The organism is Acinetobacter sp. NigerLNRRAM0016, from assembly GCF_054112845.1.
In genome coordinates, this window is record NZ_JBSYVT010000004.1 from 1 (window position 1) to 19,804 (window position 19,804).

The 19,804-nt window shown below is 42.8% G+C and carries 13 protein-coding genes; 9 read left to right on the forward strand and 4 right to left on the reverse strand.

Annotated features, from left to right (window positions below; all coding sequences use genetic code 11):
• A partial coding sequence (locus ACWQ4X_RS04050) for a type I secretion C-terminal target domain-containing protein (protein WP_457902816.1) occupies window positions 1–3,594 on the forward strand: 3,594 nt, incomplete at its 5' end.
• Between the two features lie 66 nt (window positions 3,595–3,660).
• Here ACWQ4X_RS04050 and ACWQ4X_RS04055 read toward each other — a convergent pair.
• From ACWQ4X_RS04055 to ACWQ4X_RS04065, 3 genes are all read right to left on the reverse strand, one after another.
• The gene (locus ACWQ4X_RS04055) at window positions 3,661–4,944 is read right to left on the reverse strand and encodes a ribonucleotide-diphosphate reductase subunit beta (protein ID WP_457902817.1); all 1,284 of its coding nucleotides are present in this window, start codon (window positions 4,942–4,944) and stop codon (window positions 3,661–3,663) included.
• A gap of 143 nt (window positions 4,945–5,087) precedes the next feature.
• Window positions 5,088–5,216 (reverse strand): preprotein translocase subunit YajC, encoded by a 129-nt coding sequence (locus tag ACWQ4X_RS04060; RefSeq protein WP_457902818.1) that lies wholly within the window; start codon window positions 5,214–5,216, stop codon window positions 5,088–5,090.
• Window positions 5,217–5,345: 129 nt separating this feature from the next.
• Window positions 5,346–8,180, reverse strand: a complete 2,835-nt coding sequence (locus tag ACWQ4X_RS04065) for a ribonucleoside-diphosphate reductase subunit alpha (RefSeq protein WP_457902819.1) — start codon at window positions 8,178–8,180, stop codon at window positions 5,346–5,348.
• 587 nt (window positions 8,181–8,767) lie between these two features.
• Between ACWQ4X_RS04065 and bfmR the strand changes: the two genes are divergently transcribed.
• Together bfmR and bfmS are read left to right on the forward strand one after the other, a co-directional pair.
• A complete protein-coding gene (bfmR, locus tag ACWQ4X_RS04070) occupies window positions 8,768–9,484 on the forward strand; it encodes a response regulator transcription factor BfmR (RefSeq protein WP_016166031.1) in 717 nt (238 codons plus the stop codon).
• 33 nt (window positions 9,485–9,517) lie between these two features.
• The gene (gene bfmS, locus ACWQ4X_RS04075) at window positions 9,518–11,179 is read left to right on the forward strand and encodes a sensor histidine kinase BfmS (protein WP_457902820.1); all 1,662 of its coding nucleotides are present in this window, start codon (window positions 9,518–9,520) and stop codon (window positions 11,177–11,179) included.
• An 88-nt stretch (window positions 11,180–11,267) separates the two neighbouring features.
• Here the strand turns inward: bfmS and ACWQ4X_RS04080 are convergent, their stop codons facing one another.
• Window positions 11,268–11,624: a hypothetical protein gene (locus tag ACWQ4X_RS04080; RefSeq protein WP_100242484.1), complete on the reverse strand. Its 357-nt coding sequence runs from the start codon at window positions 11,622–11,624 to the stop codon at window positions 11,268–11,270.
• A gap of 529 nt (window positions 11,625–12,153) precedes the next feature.
• On the opposite strand from ACWQ4X_RS04080, the gene ndhC reads away from it, so the two are divergent.
• The 6 genes from ndhC to nuoG all read left to right on the forward strand — a co-directional run bounded on the left by ndhC (window position 12,154) and on the right by nuoG (window position 19,802).
• Complete coding sequence (ndhC, locus tag ACWQ4X_RS04085) at window positions 12,154–12,702, forward strand: NADH-quinone oxidoreductase subunit A (protein WP_142769358.1); 549 nt, start codon at window positions 12,154–12,156, stop codon at window positions 12,700–12,702.
• 6 nt (window positions 12,703–12,708) lie between these two features.
• Window positions 12,709–13,386, forward strand: coding sequence for a NuoB/complex I 20 kDa subunit family protein (locus ACWQ4X_RS04090; RefSeq protein WP_016166027.1), 678 nt, complete (start codon window positions 12,709–12,711; stop codon window positions 13,384–13,386).
• 87 nt (window positions 13,387–13,473) lie between these two features.
• Entirely contained in the window at window positions 13,474–15,261 is a 1,788-nt protein-coding gene (nuoC, locus tag ACWQ4X_RS04095; protein WP_100242486.1) for an NADH-quinone oxidoreductase subunit C/D, read from the forward strand.
• 13 nt (window positions 15,262–15,274) lie between these two features.
• Window positions 15,275–15,784 (forward strand): NADH-quinone oxidoreductase subunit NuoE, encoded by a 510-nt coding sequence (nuoE, locus tag ACWQ4X_RS04100; protein WP_016166025.1) that lies wholly within the window; start codon window positions 15,275–15,277, stop codon window positions 15,782–15,784.
• Window positions 15,781–17,112 (forward strand): NADH-quinone oxidoreductase subunit NuoF, encoded by a 1,332-nt coding sequence (nuoF, locus tag ACWQ4X_RS04105; protein WP_016166024.1) that lies wholly within the window; start codon window positions 15,781–15,783, stop codon window positions 17,110–17,112. Before nuoE ends, nuoF begins: the two co-directional genes overlap by 4 nt.
• Window positions 17,113–17,123: 11 nt before the next feature.
• A complete protein-coding gene (gene nuoG, locus ACWQ4X_RS04110) occupies window positions 17,124–19,802 on the forward strand; it encodes an NADH-quinone oxidoreductase subunit NuoG (protein WP_457902821.1) in 2,679 nt (892 codons plus the stop codon).
• The last annotated feature ends 2 nt before the right edge of the window (window positions 19,803–19,804 follow it).

Below are 19,804 nucleotides of genomic sequence, written 5' to 3' on the forward strand. Positions count from 1 at the left end.
ACGGATACAGCGGGCAATACCCAAAGCACGACCAGCCAAGATGTGGTGATTGACACCATTGCACCAATAGCCAGCATAGATATCAATCCAATTACCAGTGACAGCGTTATTACACTATCAGAGGCAGTTGGTACGATTAACGTCAGTGGTTCAGTGAGTGGTGAGTATCAAATTGGTGATGAGGTGACACTGACAATTAATAATCAAATCTATACCACACAAATCCAAAGTGGAGGAGTTTGGAGTGTCGCTGTGTCAGGGAGTGAACTTGTAGATGATGGTGATTTAACTATAGAGGCTAGTGCTATAGTTCACGATGCTGCAGGTAATCCATCAACAATAGATACAACAGAATCCTATACTTTAGACTTAACAACACTATCTGTAACTTTGGATGAGGCTTTATTAACTAGCCAAGGCTCGGCCGAGGTAACAAGTCAGTTAAGTGGAACATATACAGATTTAGCATTAGTGGTGCCTAATATTTCTTTATCCAGTCAAGGTAATCCAATCACTTGGACATTATCTGCGGATGGAAAAACCTTAACTGGTGCCACTACACAAAATGATGTGTTGAGGGTGACTTTAACTGGCTCATCAAATGCTTGGAGTTATCAGGTCGAGCTACTCGACAGTATTGATCATGCAGGGGATGTCGAAAGCTTAATCTTTACTTTGGAGGATGATGGTAGTCCTATTCTTGAGAAAATTAGCGTAGATATTATCGATGATGTACCAATTCTTGCGGAAAATGTGACTTATGATTTTGGAGATACACCATCCATTTACTTTGGTAACGCAGTAGATTCATTTGGTGCTGATGGTGGACATCTAACTACAGCGACAATTAATGGGGTTACTTATACCTACGATGCTTTGGCAGATTCAATTACTTATACAGGATCAACAACGCAATTTGACCCAGATAATTATAGTTTTGAAGATGGGGTTTTAAGCTTAACCACTAATTTTGGTGATTCAATACGAATCAACTTTCAAACAGGTGAGTATTCTGTAGAAAGTACAGGCGAAGGTATCGGGACAGAACCAGCTCAGGTGGCTCCGACAGCTATGATTGCCGATCAAGGTGGTTTGTTAGGCTCTGTTGGATTGAATGCACTTGATTTAATTGATTTAACTGCAAACCAGAAGTTTACGGTTGCAGATGCCAATAATGATATTACTTCATTGACTTTAAGTTTAACCACAAACTTAGGGGGGGCTGTAGTTAATGCGTTAAATCTAACAATTGGTCCTTTGACACTTCCTATAGGAAGTCTCATTGCTATTTTGGGTTTGAATACAGTACTAAATGCCATTGGTGGAGCACTTGGGGGGGTATTAAGTCAATTAGGTTTGGCATCTTATGGATTAACGGCATCTCAAGATTTAGCAACAGAACTGGGTATAACAATCACTATTGGTGACGAATCATTTATTTCAGATGGTTCTGGTGGTTATGTATATGGTCAAACAATCACGTTTACACTAACAAATTCTGATCCTGTTTCGACTCAGGCTTTTAATGAGTTATTAGCGTCAATTACTGTAGATGATGCATTCTTGGGCGATATTGCTGATCTAAGTTTAGCCCCAACTTATACACTTAATGTGGTGGACTCTTTGGCACAGTCCGATACAGAGGTGAGTATTGATGTTGCGAATGTTTCATTGCTGGGGAATTTATTAGGTTCAGATACCAGTGGATTCCTGACTGAAGGTACTGCTGGAGGCGAATCAATCGATAAATCAGCAGAAACGACTAGCCAGCGCATTTATGGCTATGCTGGAGACGATACGCTCACTGGTGGTTCGGGGAATGATTTAATTCGTGGTGGTAGTGGCGATGATACGATAGTTGCAGGCAATGGTAACGACCTGATTTATGGTGGAACTGGTAATGATGAATTAACAGGTAATGACGGCACAGATGTCTTTGTTTGGGAGCAAGGTGATGGGGGGTCAACAGCGGATCCAACAATAGATACCATTACAGATTTTAATACAGCCAGTGCCGCGATTGGCGGAGATGTTCTAGATTTATCTGGCTTGCTACAAGGCGAAGGCAAAATAGGAAATTTAGTTGGTAATCTCGCTGCATATATTCACTTTGAAACGGTAAACAATCAAACCGAAATTTGGATCAGTACTACAGGTGAGTTCACAGGTGGTTATGATGCATCTGAAAGTAGCAAAGTTGATCAGAAAATTATTTTGTCAGGTGTCGATTATGCTGCTGATACGCGAACGGATGCAGAGATAATTCAAGAGTTATTGTCTAAAGGAAAATTAATTGTTGATGATCTTTATGGCTCAGTAGGTTCGCAAGAGTCTTTGGAAATTGATTTTACAGCCATTGATAATGACTTAGATTTAGCAACTAAATTAAGTGATGGTTCATCTACAACGACTGTGAGTTTAGACAGCACAACGGTAGAGCCAGAAACGGATTTAGTAGATCCTTTAGTGAATGAAGACCCAGTAGCAATGTTGGCAGATCGGACGTTACTGGGGCTTGTTGGTGTGGGGGCATTGGGGCTGATTGATTTGGATCGACAAGTCTACGGTGCCTACGATGTAGATAATAATATTGCAAAAGTCGAAATTCAATTTGGTTCCCTGCTTACAGTTGCGCCGACTAAAATTATTATTGATGCCTCTGAGCGCCTAGCACAAGAACTCGGATTGAAATTGAGTTACGCCTCAACAGAAGGAACCCTCACACTACTTGGATACTCTTATACGCTAACGATTACAGCATTAGATGGCGGTGCTATTGATAATGTGAAATTGAATGAATTATTGGCGACTGTTCAGCTCAGTAATGAGAATGGAACATTGCTCAATAGTAGTACATTGAGTTTAGAAGTACTGCAAGCAATGCAAATCACTGTTACCGATACAAACGGAGCAGTTGATTCAGATATCGTAGCCAGTTTGGCTGATGCAAATCTGATTAATAGCTTGGGTGATTACAATGACTATATTACGGAAGGTACAAATATCAGTGAGTTAATAGATCAATCTACTGCATCTATGGGGCAAAGAATTTATGCCTATGATGGCGATGATGTCATTACTGGTAGTAACTTTAATGATTGGATTCGTGCAGGATCGGGTGACGATACTGTAAATGCAGGCTCAGGTAATGATGTGATTTTCGGCGGTTTGGGGAATGATATTATTGATGGCGGTGCTGGCAATGATCGAATTCTTGGCGAAGCTGGAAATGACACGATTACTGGAGGTTCTGGCTCAGATACTCTTATGTTCCAAGTTCTGGATGGAGAGGAAAGCGATAATGCTGGTGGCAATGGAACAGATACATGGCTAGACTTCCATTTAGGAAATACAACTACGGATGACCAAGCTGACAAAATCGATATCAGTGATTTGTTGGTGAATTATTCAGGTGATGGTAGTGCTGCTTCATTAAGTGACTATTTAAGTGTGAATAGCGATGGAACTGATACAACCATTCGTATTGATCGTGACGGAGCAGGTGGGCAGTATCAGTCTACTGATTTGGTGGTTTTAAAAGGTGTTGATACCACTTTGACTGAGTTAATTACCAATCAACAGATTATTTTATAAGTCATTTTTCATGATTGATTAGATTAAAAAAATCCCGCCATCAAGGCGGGATTTTTTATAAATTAATTACCAGCTTAACGCGCCACCAGTTTGGTAATCTGTTACGCGAGTTTCAAAGAAGTTCTTCTCTTTACGTAAGTCCATCATTTCTGACATCCACTGGAATGGGTTGTTCACACCAGCAAACTGTTCAGGTAAGCCCAACTGGCTTAAACGACGGTTACAGATAAACTTCAAGTATTCTTCCATCATGCCTGCATTCATGCCCAATACACCACGTGGCATCGTGTCACGAGCATATTCGATTTCAAGCATAGTGCCTTCAAGAATCATCTGAATAATTTCTTCTTGGAATTCAGCTGTCCAAAGATGCGGGTTTTCAATCTTGATTTGGTTAATCATGTCGATACCAAAGTTCAAGTGCATCGATTCATCACGCAAGATGTATTGGAATTGCTCTGCAACACCGTTCATCTTGTTACGACGACCCATCGACAAAATTTGGCTGAAACCGCAGTAGAAGAAAATGCCTTCAAGTACGCAGTAGAACGCGATCAAGTTGCGAAGCAAAATTTGGTCGTTTTCAGGTGTACCTGTTTTGAATGAAGGATCGCTTAAAGATTGAGTGTACTTTAAGCCCCAAGCCGCTTTACGCGCTACAGATGGAACTTCACGGTACATGTTGAAGACTTCGCCTTCATCCATCCCTAAAGATTCGATGCAGTATTGATAAGCGTGAGTGTGAATCGCTTCTTCAAAGGCTTGACGTAAAATGTACTGACGGCATTCTGGGTTGGTAATATGACGGTAAATTGCCAAGACCAAGTTGTTTGCAACCAATGAATCCGCAGTCGAGAAGAAACCTAAAGAACGCATAACAATAGTACGCTCATCTTCAGTTAAGCCATTTTCAGACTTCCAAAGTGCGATGTCATGGTTCATGTTGACTTCTTGAGGCATCCAGTGGTTTGCACAACCATCTAGATATTTCTGCCAAGCCCATTCGTATTTGAACGGTACAAGCTGGTTTAAGTCAGCACGACAGTTAATCATGGCTTTGTCGTCAACTTGTACACGCTGAGCACCCATCTCAAGCTCTTCAAGACCAGGCGCAACGTCCAAAGTTTCTAGGGAAGCAGATGCTCTTGCCAACGGATCGGCTGGATCTGTTGCTCGCACTGAATGGGTTCCAGCGGATTGTGGAGCTGCCACATTCTTCTGTGGTTGCTCTGCATCAGATACCAACGGCGCAGCAGGCGCTTTTTGCGGTTCGACGGGCGCAGACTTGTGCTCAGGTGCAGCCGGTTTTTGCGAATCATCTTCTAAATCGTCCCAACTTAGGATAGACATATCAATTCTCTCTTCGTTGCTTTATATCTTTTATGAAGACATCTCAACCAAGAAGATGTCCTACTATACGCTCAATTTGTGTAAGCAAAATTAAGTTTTGTCGATAAATGCTCTAATTTTGTTCGGTAGAGCAAGTGTCCCCACTACTTATTTTGCTTACGCTTCTGATGGTGAATGGCTACAAATGCGTAGACCATTGGCACGTAAAAGAAAACAAAGGAAAAAACCAGAACCGCGAGTCCTAACATGTAGTTATGAGTCATATGGAGCATGGTCTTTTCCTTTTAAATTTCTTTCAAAACTCTTAATCTCCCTAAATCCCTCTTTAAGAAAGAGGGACTTTCACACCTCAATAAGTTTGGTGTAATTCCCCTCCTTTTAGGAGGGGTTAGGGGAGGTTATTATTGACAAGCCTCACAATCAGGGTTGTCAATTGAACATGCCATTGGCACTGGTGCTGCTTGTTCAAAACCTTCATCTTCTGCGACAGGTGCTGCAGCAGGCTTTTCTTCCGCTACTGCTACAACAGGAGCCGCCGCAACCGTAGTTGGTTTAACTGCATTCAATGCGCCTGTGTTAATGGTCGATTTCTCTGCAGAAGTCGCACCTAATGCACGGAGGTAATAAGTTGTTTTTAAACCACGTAACCATGCCATCTTATAGGTGATGTCAAGCTTCTTACCGTTTGCACCAGCAATGTAAAGGTTTAGCGATTGTGCTTGGTCAATCCATTTTTGACGACGTGAAGCAGCATCTACAATCCAGCGTGGCTCAACTTCAAACGCAGTTGCAAAAATTGCTTTTAACTCTTCTGGAATACGTGAAATCTTCTGTACAGAACCTTCGAAGTGTTTCAAGTCATTAACCATGACTGAATCCCAAAGACCACGTTCTTTTAACGCACGTACCAAGTACGGGTTAATCACAGTGAATTCACCAGAAAGGTTAGATTTCACATACAAGTTTTGGAAGGTTGGTTCAATCGATTGAGATACGCCACAAATATTCGAGATAGTTGCAGTTGGTGCAATCGCCATCACGTTTGAGTTACGCATACCATCTTTTTGAACTTTGGCACGTAAAGTGTCCCAGTCCAAACGTTGTGTACGATCAACTTCGAACATACGTTCTGGACGTGATTGCGCAACTTTGTTCAATGAGTCGATTGGCAGAATACCTTGATCCCACAATGAACCCTTGAATGTCGAGTAAGCACCACGTTCCACAGCCAAGTCGCTAGATGTTTGGATTGCGTAGTAGCTAATTACTTCCATTGATTCGTCAGCAAAATCAACCGCTGCATCTGAACCATACGCCATACCCATTTCATATAAAGCATCTTGGAAGCCCATGATACCCATACCGACTGGACGGTGTTTCAAGTTCGAGTTTTTCGCTTGTGGAACAGCGTAGTAGTTAATGTCGATCACGTTATCGAGCATGCGTACTGCTGTTTTAATGGTGCGAGCAAGTTTCTCACGATCCAATACACCGCCTTGAACGTGTTGTACAAGGTTGATTGAACCCAAGTTACATACTGCAATTTCGTCTTTATTGGTATTCAACGTAATTTCAGTACATAAGTTAGATGAGTGTACGACACCAACGTGTTGTTGTGGTGAACGTAAGTTACATACGTCTTTGAATGTGATCCACGGATGACCTGTTTCAAACAACATAGACAGCATTTTGCGCCATAAGTCTTTCGCACGTACTTTCTTGTGTAGCATGTTATTTTCTTTTGCTACAGATTCGTAGTACGCATAACGCTCAGCAAACTCTACGCCCATCAAGTCGTGTAGGTCTGGTGTTTCAGAAGGGGTGAACAGTGTCCATTCAGCATCTTCAAATACACGTTGCATGAACAAGTCTGGAACCCAGTTCGCTGTGTTCATATCGTGGGTACGACGACGGTCATCACCTGTGTTTTTACGAAGTTCTAGGAATTCTTCAATATCCAAGTGCCAAGTTTCAAGGTAGGCACATACTGCACCTTTACGCTTACCACCTTGGTTAACTGCAACAGCGGTATCATTGGCAACTTTTAGGAACGGTACAACACCTTGTGATTTACCGTTTGTGCCTTTGATGTAAGAGTTCAAGGCACGTACTGGTGTCCAGTCATTCCCTAAACCGCCTGCCCATTTAGACAACATGGCGTTATCACGCATTGCGCCATAAATATCAAACAAGTCATCATCAATCGTTGTTAAATAACAGCTTGATAATTGTGGACGTAAAGTACCTGAGTTAAATAACGTCGGAGTAGACGCCATATAATCGAAGCTCGACAATAAGTTGTAGAACTCGATAGCACGTTCTTCACGGTTTTCTTCGTTCAGCGCTAGACCCATCGATACACGCATGAAGAACAATTGTGGAAGTTCGAAGCGAATACCATTTGAATGGATGAAGTAACGGTCAAATAAAGTTTGTAGACCTAAATAGGTGAACTGGTTTGAACGTTCTGGTTGAATTGCTGCTGCTAACTTCGCAAGATCAAAGTCAAGCAAATCTGCTGAAAGAAGTTCTAACTCAACCCCTTTTTTCAAGAATGCTTCAAGCGCATCATTTTCTAAAGTGTCAGTCGAAAGACCTAAAAACTCTAAACCAGTCGCAACAAGGTCATCACGCAATAAACGCGCGGTCACGTACGTGTAGTTTGGTTCTTGTTCAATACGGGTACGGGTCGCCATCATCATCGTAGTTGAGATGTCTGACTCTTTTACACCGTTATAAAGGTTTTTTACAGTTTCATCGATAATCGCTTGTGCATCGATGCCTTCTAAACCTTCAGCTGCTTTAGTTACTTTTGCTTGGAGCGCGCTCAAGTCTAAAGGCTTAAGTTGACCGTCTTGTGCTGTGATTTGTAATGTCGGGTGATGGTGTGCACCTGTTTGCTGACGAGCAGATGCACGCTGTTCACGGTAAATGACATAAGAGCGCGCAACTTTCTGTTCGCCAGTGCGCATGAGAGCCAATTCCACTTGGTCTTGGATTTCTTCAATATGAATCGTACCGCCGGAAGGTAAACGACGGTTAAAAGTATTCATGACCATTTCAGTAAGTTGTGAAATGCGATCATGAATACGGCTAGAGTCGGCACTTTGTTGTCCTTCTACCGCTAAAAAGGCTTTGCCAATTGCGACAGAAATTTTTTCGGCATCAAAAGCTGCAACGTCACCAGTTCGTTTAATCACCTGAAGTTGACCAGGGGTGGATGTGATTACGCTCATGTCAGCATAGCTCCATTGTCATCTATTGTTATGTTTATGGACCATTTGAACTGGGCAAAAAGTGTGCCACAGTGTTTGAGGAATAAACACAAGACTTAGTGGTTTAAGATTGAATTGAACACAAGATACGGGAAAATTGAGGGTAGATCAATATTGACATTTTACTAAAAATTTTTCTGATATTTGTCAAAAAAAGATAGCTCAAATTTCCCTGTTTTTGTCTTTCTAGTTTAAGCCTTATTAGACAAGGGCATAGCATAGCAAAGCTCTATTTATCTGCTTATAGATAAACTTGTGGATAAGTAAAAAAGAATAAAATTGATCAGTCAGTTTCTGACCAATAGCTTGATTTGGTGAATAAATAATCGTTTTGTAACGAGATGTGATGGCAAGTGCTGCAAAAATTACAATCTTAAAAAGCCAATTAATTCAACGATTAAAAAATATTACAAAAAGCTACTTAGATGTATCAGTTTGGTGAATGGCATCTTGTTTACAATGTAAACGTGTGTATATTGCAAAATTATATTACGTCGTATCTGTCGGATTTTTAAAAGATACGCTTCATCCTATTGAAGGGGCAGTTTATGAGCCAAGAAGAAAAGTTACCGAAAATTTTAATTGTTGAAGATGATGAGCGTCTTGCGCGTTTAACCCAAGAATATTTAATCCGTAACGGATTGGAAGTTGGGGTTGAGCCAGATGGTAATCGTGCCATTCGTCGTATTATTGCGGAGCAACCAGATCTTGTGGTGCTCGACGTAATGTTACCAGGTGCAGATGGTTTAACCATTTGTCGTGAAGTGCGCCCTCATTATCATCAACCAATTTTAATGCTCACTGCTCGTACTGAAGATATGGATCAGGTGCTTGGCTTGGAAATGGGTGCAGATGACTATGTGGCTAAACCTGTTCAGCCGCGTGTGTTATTGGCGCGTATCCGTGCCTTGTTACGTCGTACAGACAAAGCGCCAGAAGATGAAGTGGCACAGCGCATTGAGTTTGATGACTTGGTGATTGATAACGGTGGTCGTTCTGTCACTTTAAATGGTGAACTGGTTGATTTCACCAGCGCAGAATATGACTTGCTTTGGTTATTGGCTTCGAATGCGGGTCGCATTCTATCGCGTGAAGACATTTTCGAGCGTCTGCGTGGGATTGAATATGATGGTCAAGACCGTTCAATCGATGTGCGTATTTCGCGTATTCGTCCCAAAATTGGCGATGATCCAGAAAATCCAAAACGAATTAAGACTGTGCGTAGTAAAGGTTATCTTTTCGTGAAAGAAACCAACGGAATGTAATTCACTGCTTTTTTATTAACACAGGACATTTGCGTGTTTAAACACAGTATATTCTTGCGCATCTATGCAGGTCTGGTTGTGCTGGTTGCAATCGTGGCGCTGTTTGGTTACCTCTTGGTGCAAATCATTAACTATCAGCGCGCGCAAGAATATCGTGAGTCTTTAACTGATGGCATTTCCTTTATTATCAGTGAGGGGATTGCACGTCAGCAAACCGTTCAGCAGAAAGTCGACTGGATTTCAGATGCTTCTGACTTGTTGGAATTGCCGATTTATTATGTCGATGCCAATAAGGTAGATTTGTCGAGAGCGGAACAAAAGCGTATAAGCCAGCAAAAAGCAGCAGTACGCTATGATGCGCAAAATTCAATTGCCTACATTATTATCGGGCTGAAAAATGACACCAACCATTATCTCTATGTCAAAGTAGATAAAATTGGTGAGCGTCAAATGAAGGCATTGCCAATCTTTATTCTGGATTATTTGGTGTATTACCCAGGACAGGAAAAAGAGTATTTGGCGAAAATTCAAAAGCATTTCTCTTATCCGATTGAAATTGAAAAGGTACAAAATCTACCTTTAGATTCAGAGCAAATCGGACGTTTAAGATTAGATCACAGCATTATCTTGTATCGTGATAGTGCAACCGTTCGTGGCACAACCATTTCAATTGTTTCTCCAATTCCAAGTTCGCCATCAGAAGTATTGGTGTTGGGACCTGTGCCTTTGTTTAACTGGATGCCATTCCAGTTGGCAGCAGGTATCACCTTGCTGAGTCTGTTTGTGTTGAGTTTAGGAGTCTATGGTCTGATTCTGCCGATGCAGCGTAAAATTCGTGAGGTGAACTACGCGTTAAATCGCATGAAGTCGGGCGATTTAAGTTTGCGTTTACCTGTGGATGGTACGGATGAAATGGCGAGTTTGGCATCCAGCTATAACAGCATGTCGGATCATATTCAGCGCTTGATTGAAGCACAGCGTGAGTTGATGCGAGCGGTTTCGCATGAGCTGCGTACCCCGGTGGCGCGAATCCGTTTTGGTATGGAAATGCTGGCGGAAGAAGACGATTACGAATATCGTATTCAGCAAGTCGACATGATTGATAAAGACATTGAGGCGCTGAATACCTTAATTGATGAAATCATGACATATGCCAAGCTGGAACAGGGGACACCATCACTCGATTTTGAGAAAATTGTATTGGCGGAAGTGCTTGAGCAGGTTGCAACTGAAACGGAAGCACTGAAAACCCAAAAAGAGATTATAGTCAAAGCGCCATTGCCTAGCGTGGTGGCAGATGCCGAGCGTCGTTACTTGCATCGGGTGGTACAAAACTTGGTGGGTAATGCAGTGCGGTATTGCGACCACAAAATTGTGATCAGCGGTGGGGTGAATGAGGCGGGCATGGCCTATGTCTGCGTTGAAGATGATGGTCCGGGTATTCCAGAAGAAGACCGTAAACGCATCTTTGAAGCTTTCGCACGTTTAGATGACAGTCGGACTCGTGCTTCGGGTGGTTATGGACTGGGACTTTCGATTGTGAGTCGCATTGCGTATTGGTTTGGTGGTCGTATTGAAGTCGATGCGAGTCCGAACTTAAAAGGTGCACGATTTACCATGAGTTGGCCTGCAAAACGCTTTGCCAAGAGCAATACCAAGAAAAAAATTGGCACCAAGGAAAGTTCGGATAGTTAAGCGGAATGTTTTGAATGGGTGGTAAAGATAAGCCCAGATTTATTCTTGTAAAGGAATAAGCTGGGCTTTTATCTTGCGGGGCTTGCAATCAATCGATAATACTGGCGTCAGGCTCAATAACTGGTTTGCCGCTTTTTAAGCTTGCAAGGGCTTCCTGATTAAAATCGACCAATAAAGAATTATTTAGTGTATCAATGGAATGACCAACAATCAGTTTTTGATCGCCATTCAGGGTTTCTACTTTGTAATCATCCACAATATCAAAAATGCCATCTAGGTTGGTGGTGGTCGAGGCACGATCTTGGCGAAATAATTCATAGATATCACGGAGATCAAATATTGCATTGTTCGCATCTGGATGTTTGAAAATGTAGTTTTCAATATGACGGATAAGCAGTTGTGCAAACAAGTAATAATTGGGTTTGTGAGTGAATTCTAGATTCATATAATTGCTCCTTATTATTTGTTTTACATGATGATATAGGAATACCATAATCGTGATCATCAGGTAATTTTGTCGTGTAGCAGTGTTGTAAATGAAATTACACTTTTTCTAAGTTAGCCTCATTTGGCTTGCGTACTTTTTATTCCATTTTATGTTTTTTTAACGCTGTTGTATTGAATTGTGCACAAACAATTTGTGGTTAGATCATTTAAGCTCTTATGAGAAAAATAAAGCATTTCAACGGAAATTTTCAGGGCAGAAAACCACATCAAATGGAAGTAATGTTGAAAAAAATGATGAAAAATTATTTTTTAATTCAATAAAGCGATAATAAGGTGTGTTTCAGTGTTTTATCTGTGGAAATACTGAAAAAAGCTCAAAAAATCATCCAAAAGACTAAGACCTATAAACTAGCAAGTGAAATCATAAATCAGGTACAATTGGCGGGATTAATTTTGTGTTTGGTGTATTTGAAGGCCAATACATACATTCTTTGTTAATAAATAGGCCTGCCAGGAGTTATCCCCGCATGAGTGCCATTACTCCATACGAATGGGCAATTATTGCCTTCGTGATCGGCGTTACATTTCTTTGTGCTTTTATGCTCACAGTTCCATTACTCCTTGGGGGTAAGTCATGGGGCCGTGCTAAGCAAGAGCAGTTTGAGTCAGGCGTAGTGGGTGCAGGTGGTGCACGTATTCGCTTGTCTGCAAAATTCTATTTGGTTGCTATTTTCTTCGTAGTTTTTGACTTAGAAGCGCTTTATCTTTACGCATGGTCTACCTCTGTACGTGAAGTAGGCTGGTTAGGTTTTACAACTGTTGTAATTTTTGTGGTCGATTTATTGATTGCATTGGTTTATGCAGTGTCAGTGGGTGCATTAAATTGGGCACCTACAGATCGTCGTAAAGCTGCTGGTAAAGCGATTAAAGTTGGCTCTCCTAATATGAATATTGCTGACATTACACGTTTTAACTCTATTGAAGAATTGGTAACAGACCCAACTGGTCATATTCCAGCTCAATCATCTGGTCGCGTGAAACCAAAATCACCGACTGCCTCATCTGACAAGGAGTAACTCGGGATGAAATATACCTTAACCCGTGCGAATCCGAATGCTGATCAATATCCACTTCAGGAGCGCCAGATCGTTACCGATCCGCTTGAAGAAGAAGTGAATAAGAATGTGTTCATGACTCGTTTAGAGGATGTGTTACACACAGCAGTAAACTGGGGACGTAAGAACTCAGTTTGGCCGTTTAACTTTGGTACATCTTGCTGTTACGTAGAGTATGCAACGACCTTAACAGGTGTGCATGACTTGTCACGTTTCGGTGCTGAGGTAATTCGTGCTTCACCGCGTCAGGCGGACTTGATGATTGTCGCAGGGACATGCTTTGTAAAAATGGCGCCTGTTATTCAGCGTTTGTACGAGCAAATGTTAGAACCTAAATGGGTGATTTCAATGGGTGCTTGTGCGAACTCAGGTGGCATGTATGACATCTACTCAGTTGTACAAGGTGTCGATAAAATCATTCCTGTCGATGTGTACATCCCAGGTTGCCCACCTCGTCCAGAAGCATTAATCCAAGCATTAATGTTGCTACAGGACCAAATTCAATTAGAGCGTCGTCCGCTATCTGCCGTAATTGGTGATGATCTTCAGCCAGTGTATAAGCCAAAGATGATGCCAGAACGCGATCGTAAGAATGCACAGCGTATTGCGGTGAAAAACTTACGCTCTATGGATGAAATTAAATAATTTTAACGATGAATGTTTGATGCACCCGAGATGGGTGTAGTTGTCGTTAAGGTTGACTGAATTTGTATTAAATAGGAAGCCAAGCCAATGGCTGAAACTGACATTGCTATGCCAGAATCAACAGCAGTTGATTCACGCCCAGCATTTGCAATTATAGAAGAGCTCAAAACCAAATTTGGTGAGAACTTCTATGTGCAAACGACTCGTGAAGATTTTCCAACGGTCTGGGTTGAGCGCGCACGCGTACAAGAGGTTTTGATGTTCTTGCGTACAGTGTCACGTCCTTACGTGATGCTGTTTGACTTGTCTGCGGTAGATGAGCGTTTGCGTACTCACCGTGACGGTTTGCCTGCGTCTGACTTTACAGTGTTCTATCACTTATTGTCATTAGAGCGCAATACGGATATTCGTATTAAAGTTGCTTTGAATGAGAGCGATCTCAATATTCCTACAGCAACCAATATCTGGCCAAATGCAAACTGGTACGAGCGTGAAGCTTACGATATGTTCGGTATCAATTTCGAAGGGCATCCAATGCTCCGTCGTATTTTGTTACCGACTTATTGGGAAGGTCACCCGCTACGTAAGGAATACTCTGCACGTGCGACTGAATATACCCCGTACATGCAGAACCAAGCGAAACAAGACTTCGAGCAAGAACACTTGCGTTTTGTCCCAGAAGATTGGGGTCTAAAACGTGGTAATGCTGACGAAGACTTCATGTTCCTGAACTTGGGTCCTAACCACCCATCTGCGCACGGTGCGTTCCGTGTAATCTTGCAGTTGGATGGCGAAGAAGTAAAAGACTGTGTGCCTGATATCGGTTATCACCACCGTGGTGTGGAAAAGATGGCTGAACGTCAAACTTGGCATTCATTCATTCCGTATACAGACCGTGTTGACTACTTAGGTGGTTGTGCGCAAAACATGCCATACGTTATGGGTGTTGAGCAGCTTGCAGGAATTACGGTTCCAGATCGTGCGCAATGTATCCGTGTCATGATGTCTGAATTGTTCCGTATCAATAACCACTTGTTATATATCGGTACTGCAATTCAGGATGCGGGTGGTATGACCCCTGTATTCTATATGTTCGCTGACCGTCAAAAAATCTATGACGCAATTGAAGCGATCACCGGTTACCGTATGCACCCAGCGTGGTTCCGTATCGGTGGTACGGCACATGACCTTCCAAACAACTGGCAGCATCTGATTCGTGAAATTCTTGAATGGATGCCGAAGCGTTTGAAGGAATACCACACTGCAGCGCTGAAAAACTCTGTATTTGAAGGTCGTACCCGTAATGTTGCGCAATACGATGCAAAATCTGCATTGGCTTGGGGTGTAACAGGTACAGGTCTTCGTGCAACAGGTATCGACTTTGACGTTCGTAAATACCGTCCATACAGTGGTTATGAAAACTATGATTTCGAAGTGCCAGTAGAATACGAAGGCGACGCTTATGCGCGTGTTATCGTTCACTACCGTGAAATCGAACAGTCATTGAAAATCATCAAACAGTGCTTGGATAACATGCCATCTGGTCCATATAAAGCGGATCACCCATTGGCTGTTCCACCACCAAAAGACAAGACTTTACAAGATATTGAAACCTTGATTACGCACTTCTTAAGCGTATCTTGGGGTCCTGTAATGCCTGCTGGTGAAGCCTCTGTGATGGCTGAAGTGGTGAAAGGTGCAAGTAACTATTACTTGACTTCTGACAAGTCGACCATGAGTTACCGTACCCGTATTCGTACACCAACTTTCACCCATTTACAGCAAATGCCTTCAGTGATTAACGGCAGTCTGGTATCTGACTTGATCATTTATTTAGCGACAATTGACGTCGTAATGGCTGACGTGGATCGCTAAGGGGTAACGCATTATGATGATTTTGACTGATAAAAAGCCACGTGTGAACGTTGAAGGAATTTTGACTGCGGAAGAAATTCACGATATCGAACATCACATTGATCACTATCCGTACCCACGTGCAGCCTGTCTTGATGCGCTGAAGTGTGTACAACGCCGTAATGGTTGGGTAGATGATGCGCAAATGAATGCGATTGCTCAAATGCTTAGCATGAGCGTTGCAGATCTTGAAGGCGTTGCAACATTCTATAACCGTATTTACCGTCAACCTGTAGGTCGTCACGTAATTTTGCTTTGTGACTCGATTGCGTGTTTCTTGATGGGTGCGGAAACTTTGGCTGAAGCATTCCAACGCGAATTGGGCATTCAATTTGGTCAAACGACTGCAGATGGTCGTTTTACTCTGTTGCCAATTTGCTGCCTAGGTAACTGTGACAAAGGTCCTACCTTGATGATTGATGAAGACACTCACGGTCTGGTTGAAGTGACTTCAGTGAAACAGTTATTGGAGAAGTATGTATGAATACCGAACCAAAACCAATTTATGGCGACGGTAACCCAGAAACTCATCCATTAACTTGGCGTTTGAGTAAACAAGAGTTTGTTCGTAGTGCAGATGACTACGAAGCGCTTGAAGGTTATGCAGGCTTTAAAAAAGCATTAACCATGCCACCGAAAGACGTGCTTGAAGTCATTAAGGCTGCAACCGTTAAAGGTCGTGGTGGTGCAGGTTTCCCAGCAGGGATTAAATGGTCACTGATGGCGCCAAATGACAACTCAGGTCCACGGTACCTGATTTGTAATGCCGATGAAATGGAACCAGGTACCTTCAAAGACCGTTTGTTGATGGAAAAACTTCCTCATCAATTGATCGAAGGGATGTTGATTGCGGGTTATACCCTTGAAGCAACGCATGGTTATATCTTCATCCGTGGTGAATACATCGAAGCTGCTCAATATTTAAATGAAGCATTAGAGCAAATCCGTGCGAAAGGTTACTTGGGTGAAAACATCCTAGGAACTGGCTGGAACTTCGAAATGCATGTGCATACTGGTGCGGGTCGTTATATCTGTGGTGAAGAAACTGCATTGATTAACTCGCTTGAAGGTCGCCGTGCCAACCCACGTACCAAACCACCATTCCCGCAAGTTGCAGGTGCTTGGGGTCGTCCTACGATTGTCAACAACGTAGAGACCTACAACAACTTACCAGCAATTATGTTGCGTGGTCCTGAGTGGTATATCAACTTATCTGCGGGTAAATCGAAAGACCCAGGCACCAAAATTTATGGTGCATCAGGTAAGGTAAAATTCCCGGGTTTATGGGAACTTCCATTTGGTACGACGGCACGTGAAGTGATTGAAGAGCATGCTGGTGGTATGCGCGATGGCCTTAAGTTAAAAGCTTGGTTACCAGGCGGTGCATCGACTGACTTCTTGGCTGCTGAACACATTGACCTTCCGATGGATGCTGAAAGCATCATGAAAGCAGGTTCACGTTTAGGTACTTGTCTTCTAATGGTTGTTGATGAAACTCAATGTATGGTTTCTGCTACACGTAACTTAGAAGAATTCTTTGCGCGTGAGTCATGTGGTTTCTGTACGCCTTGTCGTGATGGTTTACCTTGGGCGGTTAAAGCGCTTAAAGCATTGGAAGATGGCACAGGTAAGAAAGAAGATATCGATCACTTACAAGAGTTAACGCGTAAGTTATGGATTGGTAAAACTTTCTGTGCACATGCTCCAGGTGCAATGGAACCATTAATGGGCGCACTTAAATATTTCCGTAGCGAGTTTGAAGCAAAAGTGGTTGATGCCGCTGCTCGAACTAGCAACGTAGAACAAGCTTAAGGAATTCGACTATGGCTACAATTCATGTCGATGGAAAATCGTATGAAGTCAACGGCTCAGAAAACTTGCTGCAAGCATGTTTAAGCCTTGGCATCGACATCCCATATTTTTGTTGGCATCCATCCTTAGGTTCTGTCGGTTCATGCCGTCAATGTGCTGTGACCCAATACGCGAATCCAGAAGATACGCGTGGTCGTTTGGTCATGTCATGTATGACACCTGCATCTGACAATACCTACATCTCGATTGAAGACAAAGAAGCAACTGATTTCCGTGCTTCGATTGTTGAATTCTTGATGACCAACCACCCACACGACTGTCCAGTCTGTGAAGAAGGTGGTCACTGTCATTTACAAGATATGACTGTAATGACGCAACATGACCGTCGTCGTTACCGTTTCACCAAGCGTACGCACTACAACCAAGAGCTTGGCTCATTCATTTCACACGAAATGAACCGTTGTATCGCATGTTACCGTTGTGTTCGTTACTACAAAGACTACGCGGGCGGTACAGACTTTGGTGTTTATGCCAATGCATCGCGTGTTTACTTCGGTCGTCCAGAATCAGGGACTTTGGAATCTGAATTCTCTGGTAACTTGACTGAAGTATGTCCAACAGGTGTATTCACTGATAAGACTCACTCTGAACGCTACAACCGTAAATGGGACATGCAGTATGCGCCAAGCGTATGCCAAGGCTGTTCTTCTGGCTGTAACATCTCTCCAGGTGAGCGTTATGGCGAATTACGTCGCGTAGAAAACCGTTTCAACGGTGAAGTCAACCAATACTTCTTGTGTGACAAAGGTCGTTTCGGTACAGGTTATGTGAACCGTGCAGATCGTCCGCGTCAACCACAATTCCGTGATGGTGCTGAAGCAACTGCTGTTTCTGTAGATCAAGCATTAGACACCGTGATTGCAAATATCCAAGGTAAAAAAGTTTTGGGTATTGGTTCTCCACGTGCATCACTTGAGTCTAACTACGCACTGCGTGAGTTGGTCGGTCAAGACAACTATTCAACGGGTATGTCTCAAAAAGAGAAAAACTTGGTTGAATTGGCTGCTTCAATTATGCAAACCGAGGGTGTTTACAACCCGAACATGCGTGAAATTGAAAGCTATGATGCTGTGTTGATTTTGGGTGAAGATTTAACTCAAACTGCACCACGTATGGCGTTGTCTGTGCGTCAAGCGGCGAAAAACAAAGCCAAAGAAATGGCGGCAGAACGTCGTACCCAAGATTGGTTGGCTGAGCCTGTGCAACGAATTGCACAAGATGCAAAATCTCCAATTTATATCTTGGCTGCAACGCAAACTCGTCTATCCGACGTCGCGACAGGTGAAGTGGTTGCTTCTCCAAATGACATCGCACGTTTAGGTTTCGCAGTTGCTGCGGCATTGAAAGGTGAAGTGGTTTCTGGTTTGGCTGAAGATGCGAAAGCATTTGCGCAAACCATTGCAGACACGTTAAAAGCAGCGAAAAAACCATTGGTGATTTCAGGTACTAGCTTACAAGATCCTGCGATTATGGAAGCGGCTGCACAAGTGGCGCAAAACCTAGGTAACGCTGGCTTGACCTTGACCGTTCCTGAAGTGAACTCAATGGGCTTGGCAATTTTGGGTGGTCAAAGCTTAGAGCAAGCATTTGCTCAAGACTATGACACCGTGATTGTGGTTGAAAACGATCTTTACCGTCGTTTACCAGCAGCTCAAGTGAATGCTGCACTTTCAGGTAAAGAGGTGATTGTACTTGATCACTCTGAAACTGAAACTGTGAAGAAAGCTTCAATTGTACTTTCTGCGGCAAGCTTCGCTGAAGGTGATGGTACTGTTGTATCGCAAGAAGGCCGTGCACAACGTTTCTACCAAGTGTATGACCCAAGCTACTATAAACCTGAATATGCAATTAAAGAATCTTGGCGCTGGTTACATGCCATTGAAACTGGTGTGAAAGGTAAGGCGATTTCTTGGACTTTACTTGATGATGTGATTGAAACGGTTGCGAAAAACGTTCCAGCATTACAAGCAATTCAAGATGTTGCACCAGATGCAGGATTCCGTGTTCATGGCTTGAAAGTTGCGCGTGAACCACGTCGTTATTCTGGTCGTACTGCAATTCGTGCACCATTGTCGATTCACGAGCCAAAACAGCCAACTGACATTGACTCAGCACTAACATTCTCGATGGAAGGTTATGTGGGTACGCAAACTCCGTCTGCACTTGTGCCATTTGCATGGTCAGCGGGTTGGAACTCTCCACAAGCGTGGAACAAATTCCAAGACAATGTTGGCGGTCACTTAAAAGGCGGTGATTCGGGCGTGCGTTTATTCGACCGTTTACCGAAACGTCCAGCACGTAGCTATGTTGCTCCTTCAGCGGTTGTGGTTAACCCTGAAAGCTTCCGTTTAGTTCCGATGCACCATATCTTTGGTTCAGGTGAATTCACCATTAAAACACCAGCAATGGAATCGCGTATTCCTGAAGCAGTATTTGCGGTTGGTGAACAAGATGCGGCACGTTTGAATGTTCAAGATGGACAGCAAATGACGGTGAAAGCGGGTGAAACAAGCATTAGCTTGCCAGTTCAAGTGATTGAGTATTTACCAGCAGGTTATATCGGTTATCCAATTGGTCTTGCACCGACTGTTTCTTTAGCAGAACCAGTTTCAGTCGCGGTAGGAGTGTAATT

Bases quoted from the DNA above. Each gene is read 5' to 3' on its own strand.
- ACWQ4X_RS04055 (WP_457902817.1), bottom strand. From the start codon at position 4,944: ATGTCTATCCTAAGTTGGGACGATTTAGAAGATGATTCGCAAAAACCG.
- nuoC (WP_100242486.1), top strand. From the start codon at position 13,474: ATGGCTGAAACTGACATTGCTATGCCAGAATCAACAGCAGTTGATTCA.
- nuoE (WP_016166025.1), top strand. From the start codon at position 15,275: ATGATGATTTTGACTGATAAAAAGCCACGTGTGAACGTTGAAGGAATT.
- ACWQ4X_RS04080 (WP_100242484.1), bottom strand. From the start codon at position 11,624: ATGAATCTAGAATTCACTCACAAACCCAATTATTACTTGTTTGCACAA.
- ACWQ4X_RS04065 (WP_457902819.1), bottom strand. From the start codon at position 8,180: ATGAGCGTAATCACATCCACCCCTGGTCAACTTCAGGTGATTAAACGA.
- nuoF (WP_016166024.1), top strand. From the start codon at position 15,781: ATGAATACCGAACCAAAACCAATTTATGGCGACGGTAACCCAGAAACT.
- ACWQ4X_RS04090 (WP_016166027.1), top strand. From the start codon at position 12,709: ATGAAATATACCTTAACCCGTGCGAATCCGAATGCTGATCAATATCCA.
- ACWQ4X_RS04060 (WP_457902818.1), bottom strand. From the start codon at position 5,216: ATGCTCCATATGACTCATAACTACATGTTAGGACTCGCGGTTCTGGTT.
- ndhC (WP_142769358.1), top strand. From the start codon at position 12,154: ATGAGTGCCATTACTCCATACGAATGGGCAATTATTGCCTTCGTGATC.
- nuoG (WP_457902821.1), top strand. From the start codon at position 17,124: ATGGCTACAATTCATGTCGATGGAAAATCGTATGAAGTCAACGGCTCA.
- bfmR (WP_016166031.1), top strand. From the start codon at position 8,768: ATGAGCCAAGAAGAAAAGTTACCGAAAATTTTAATTGTTGAAGATGAT.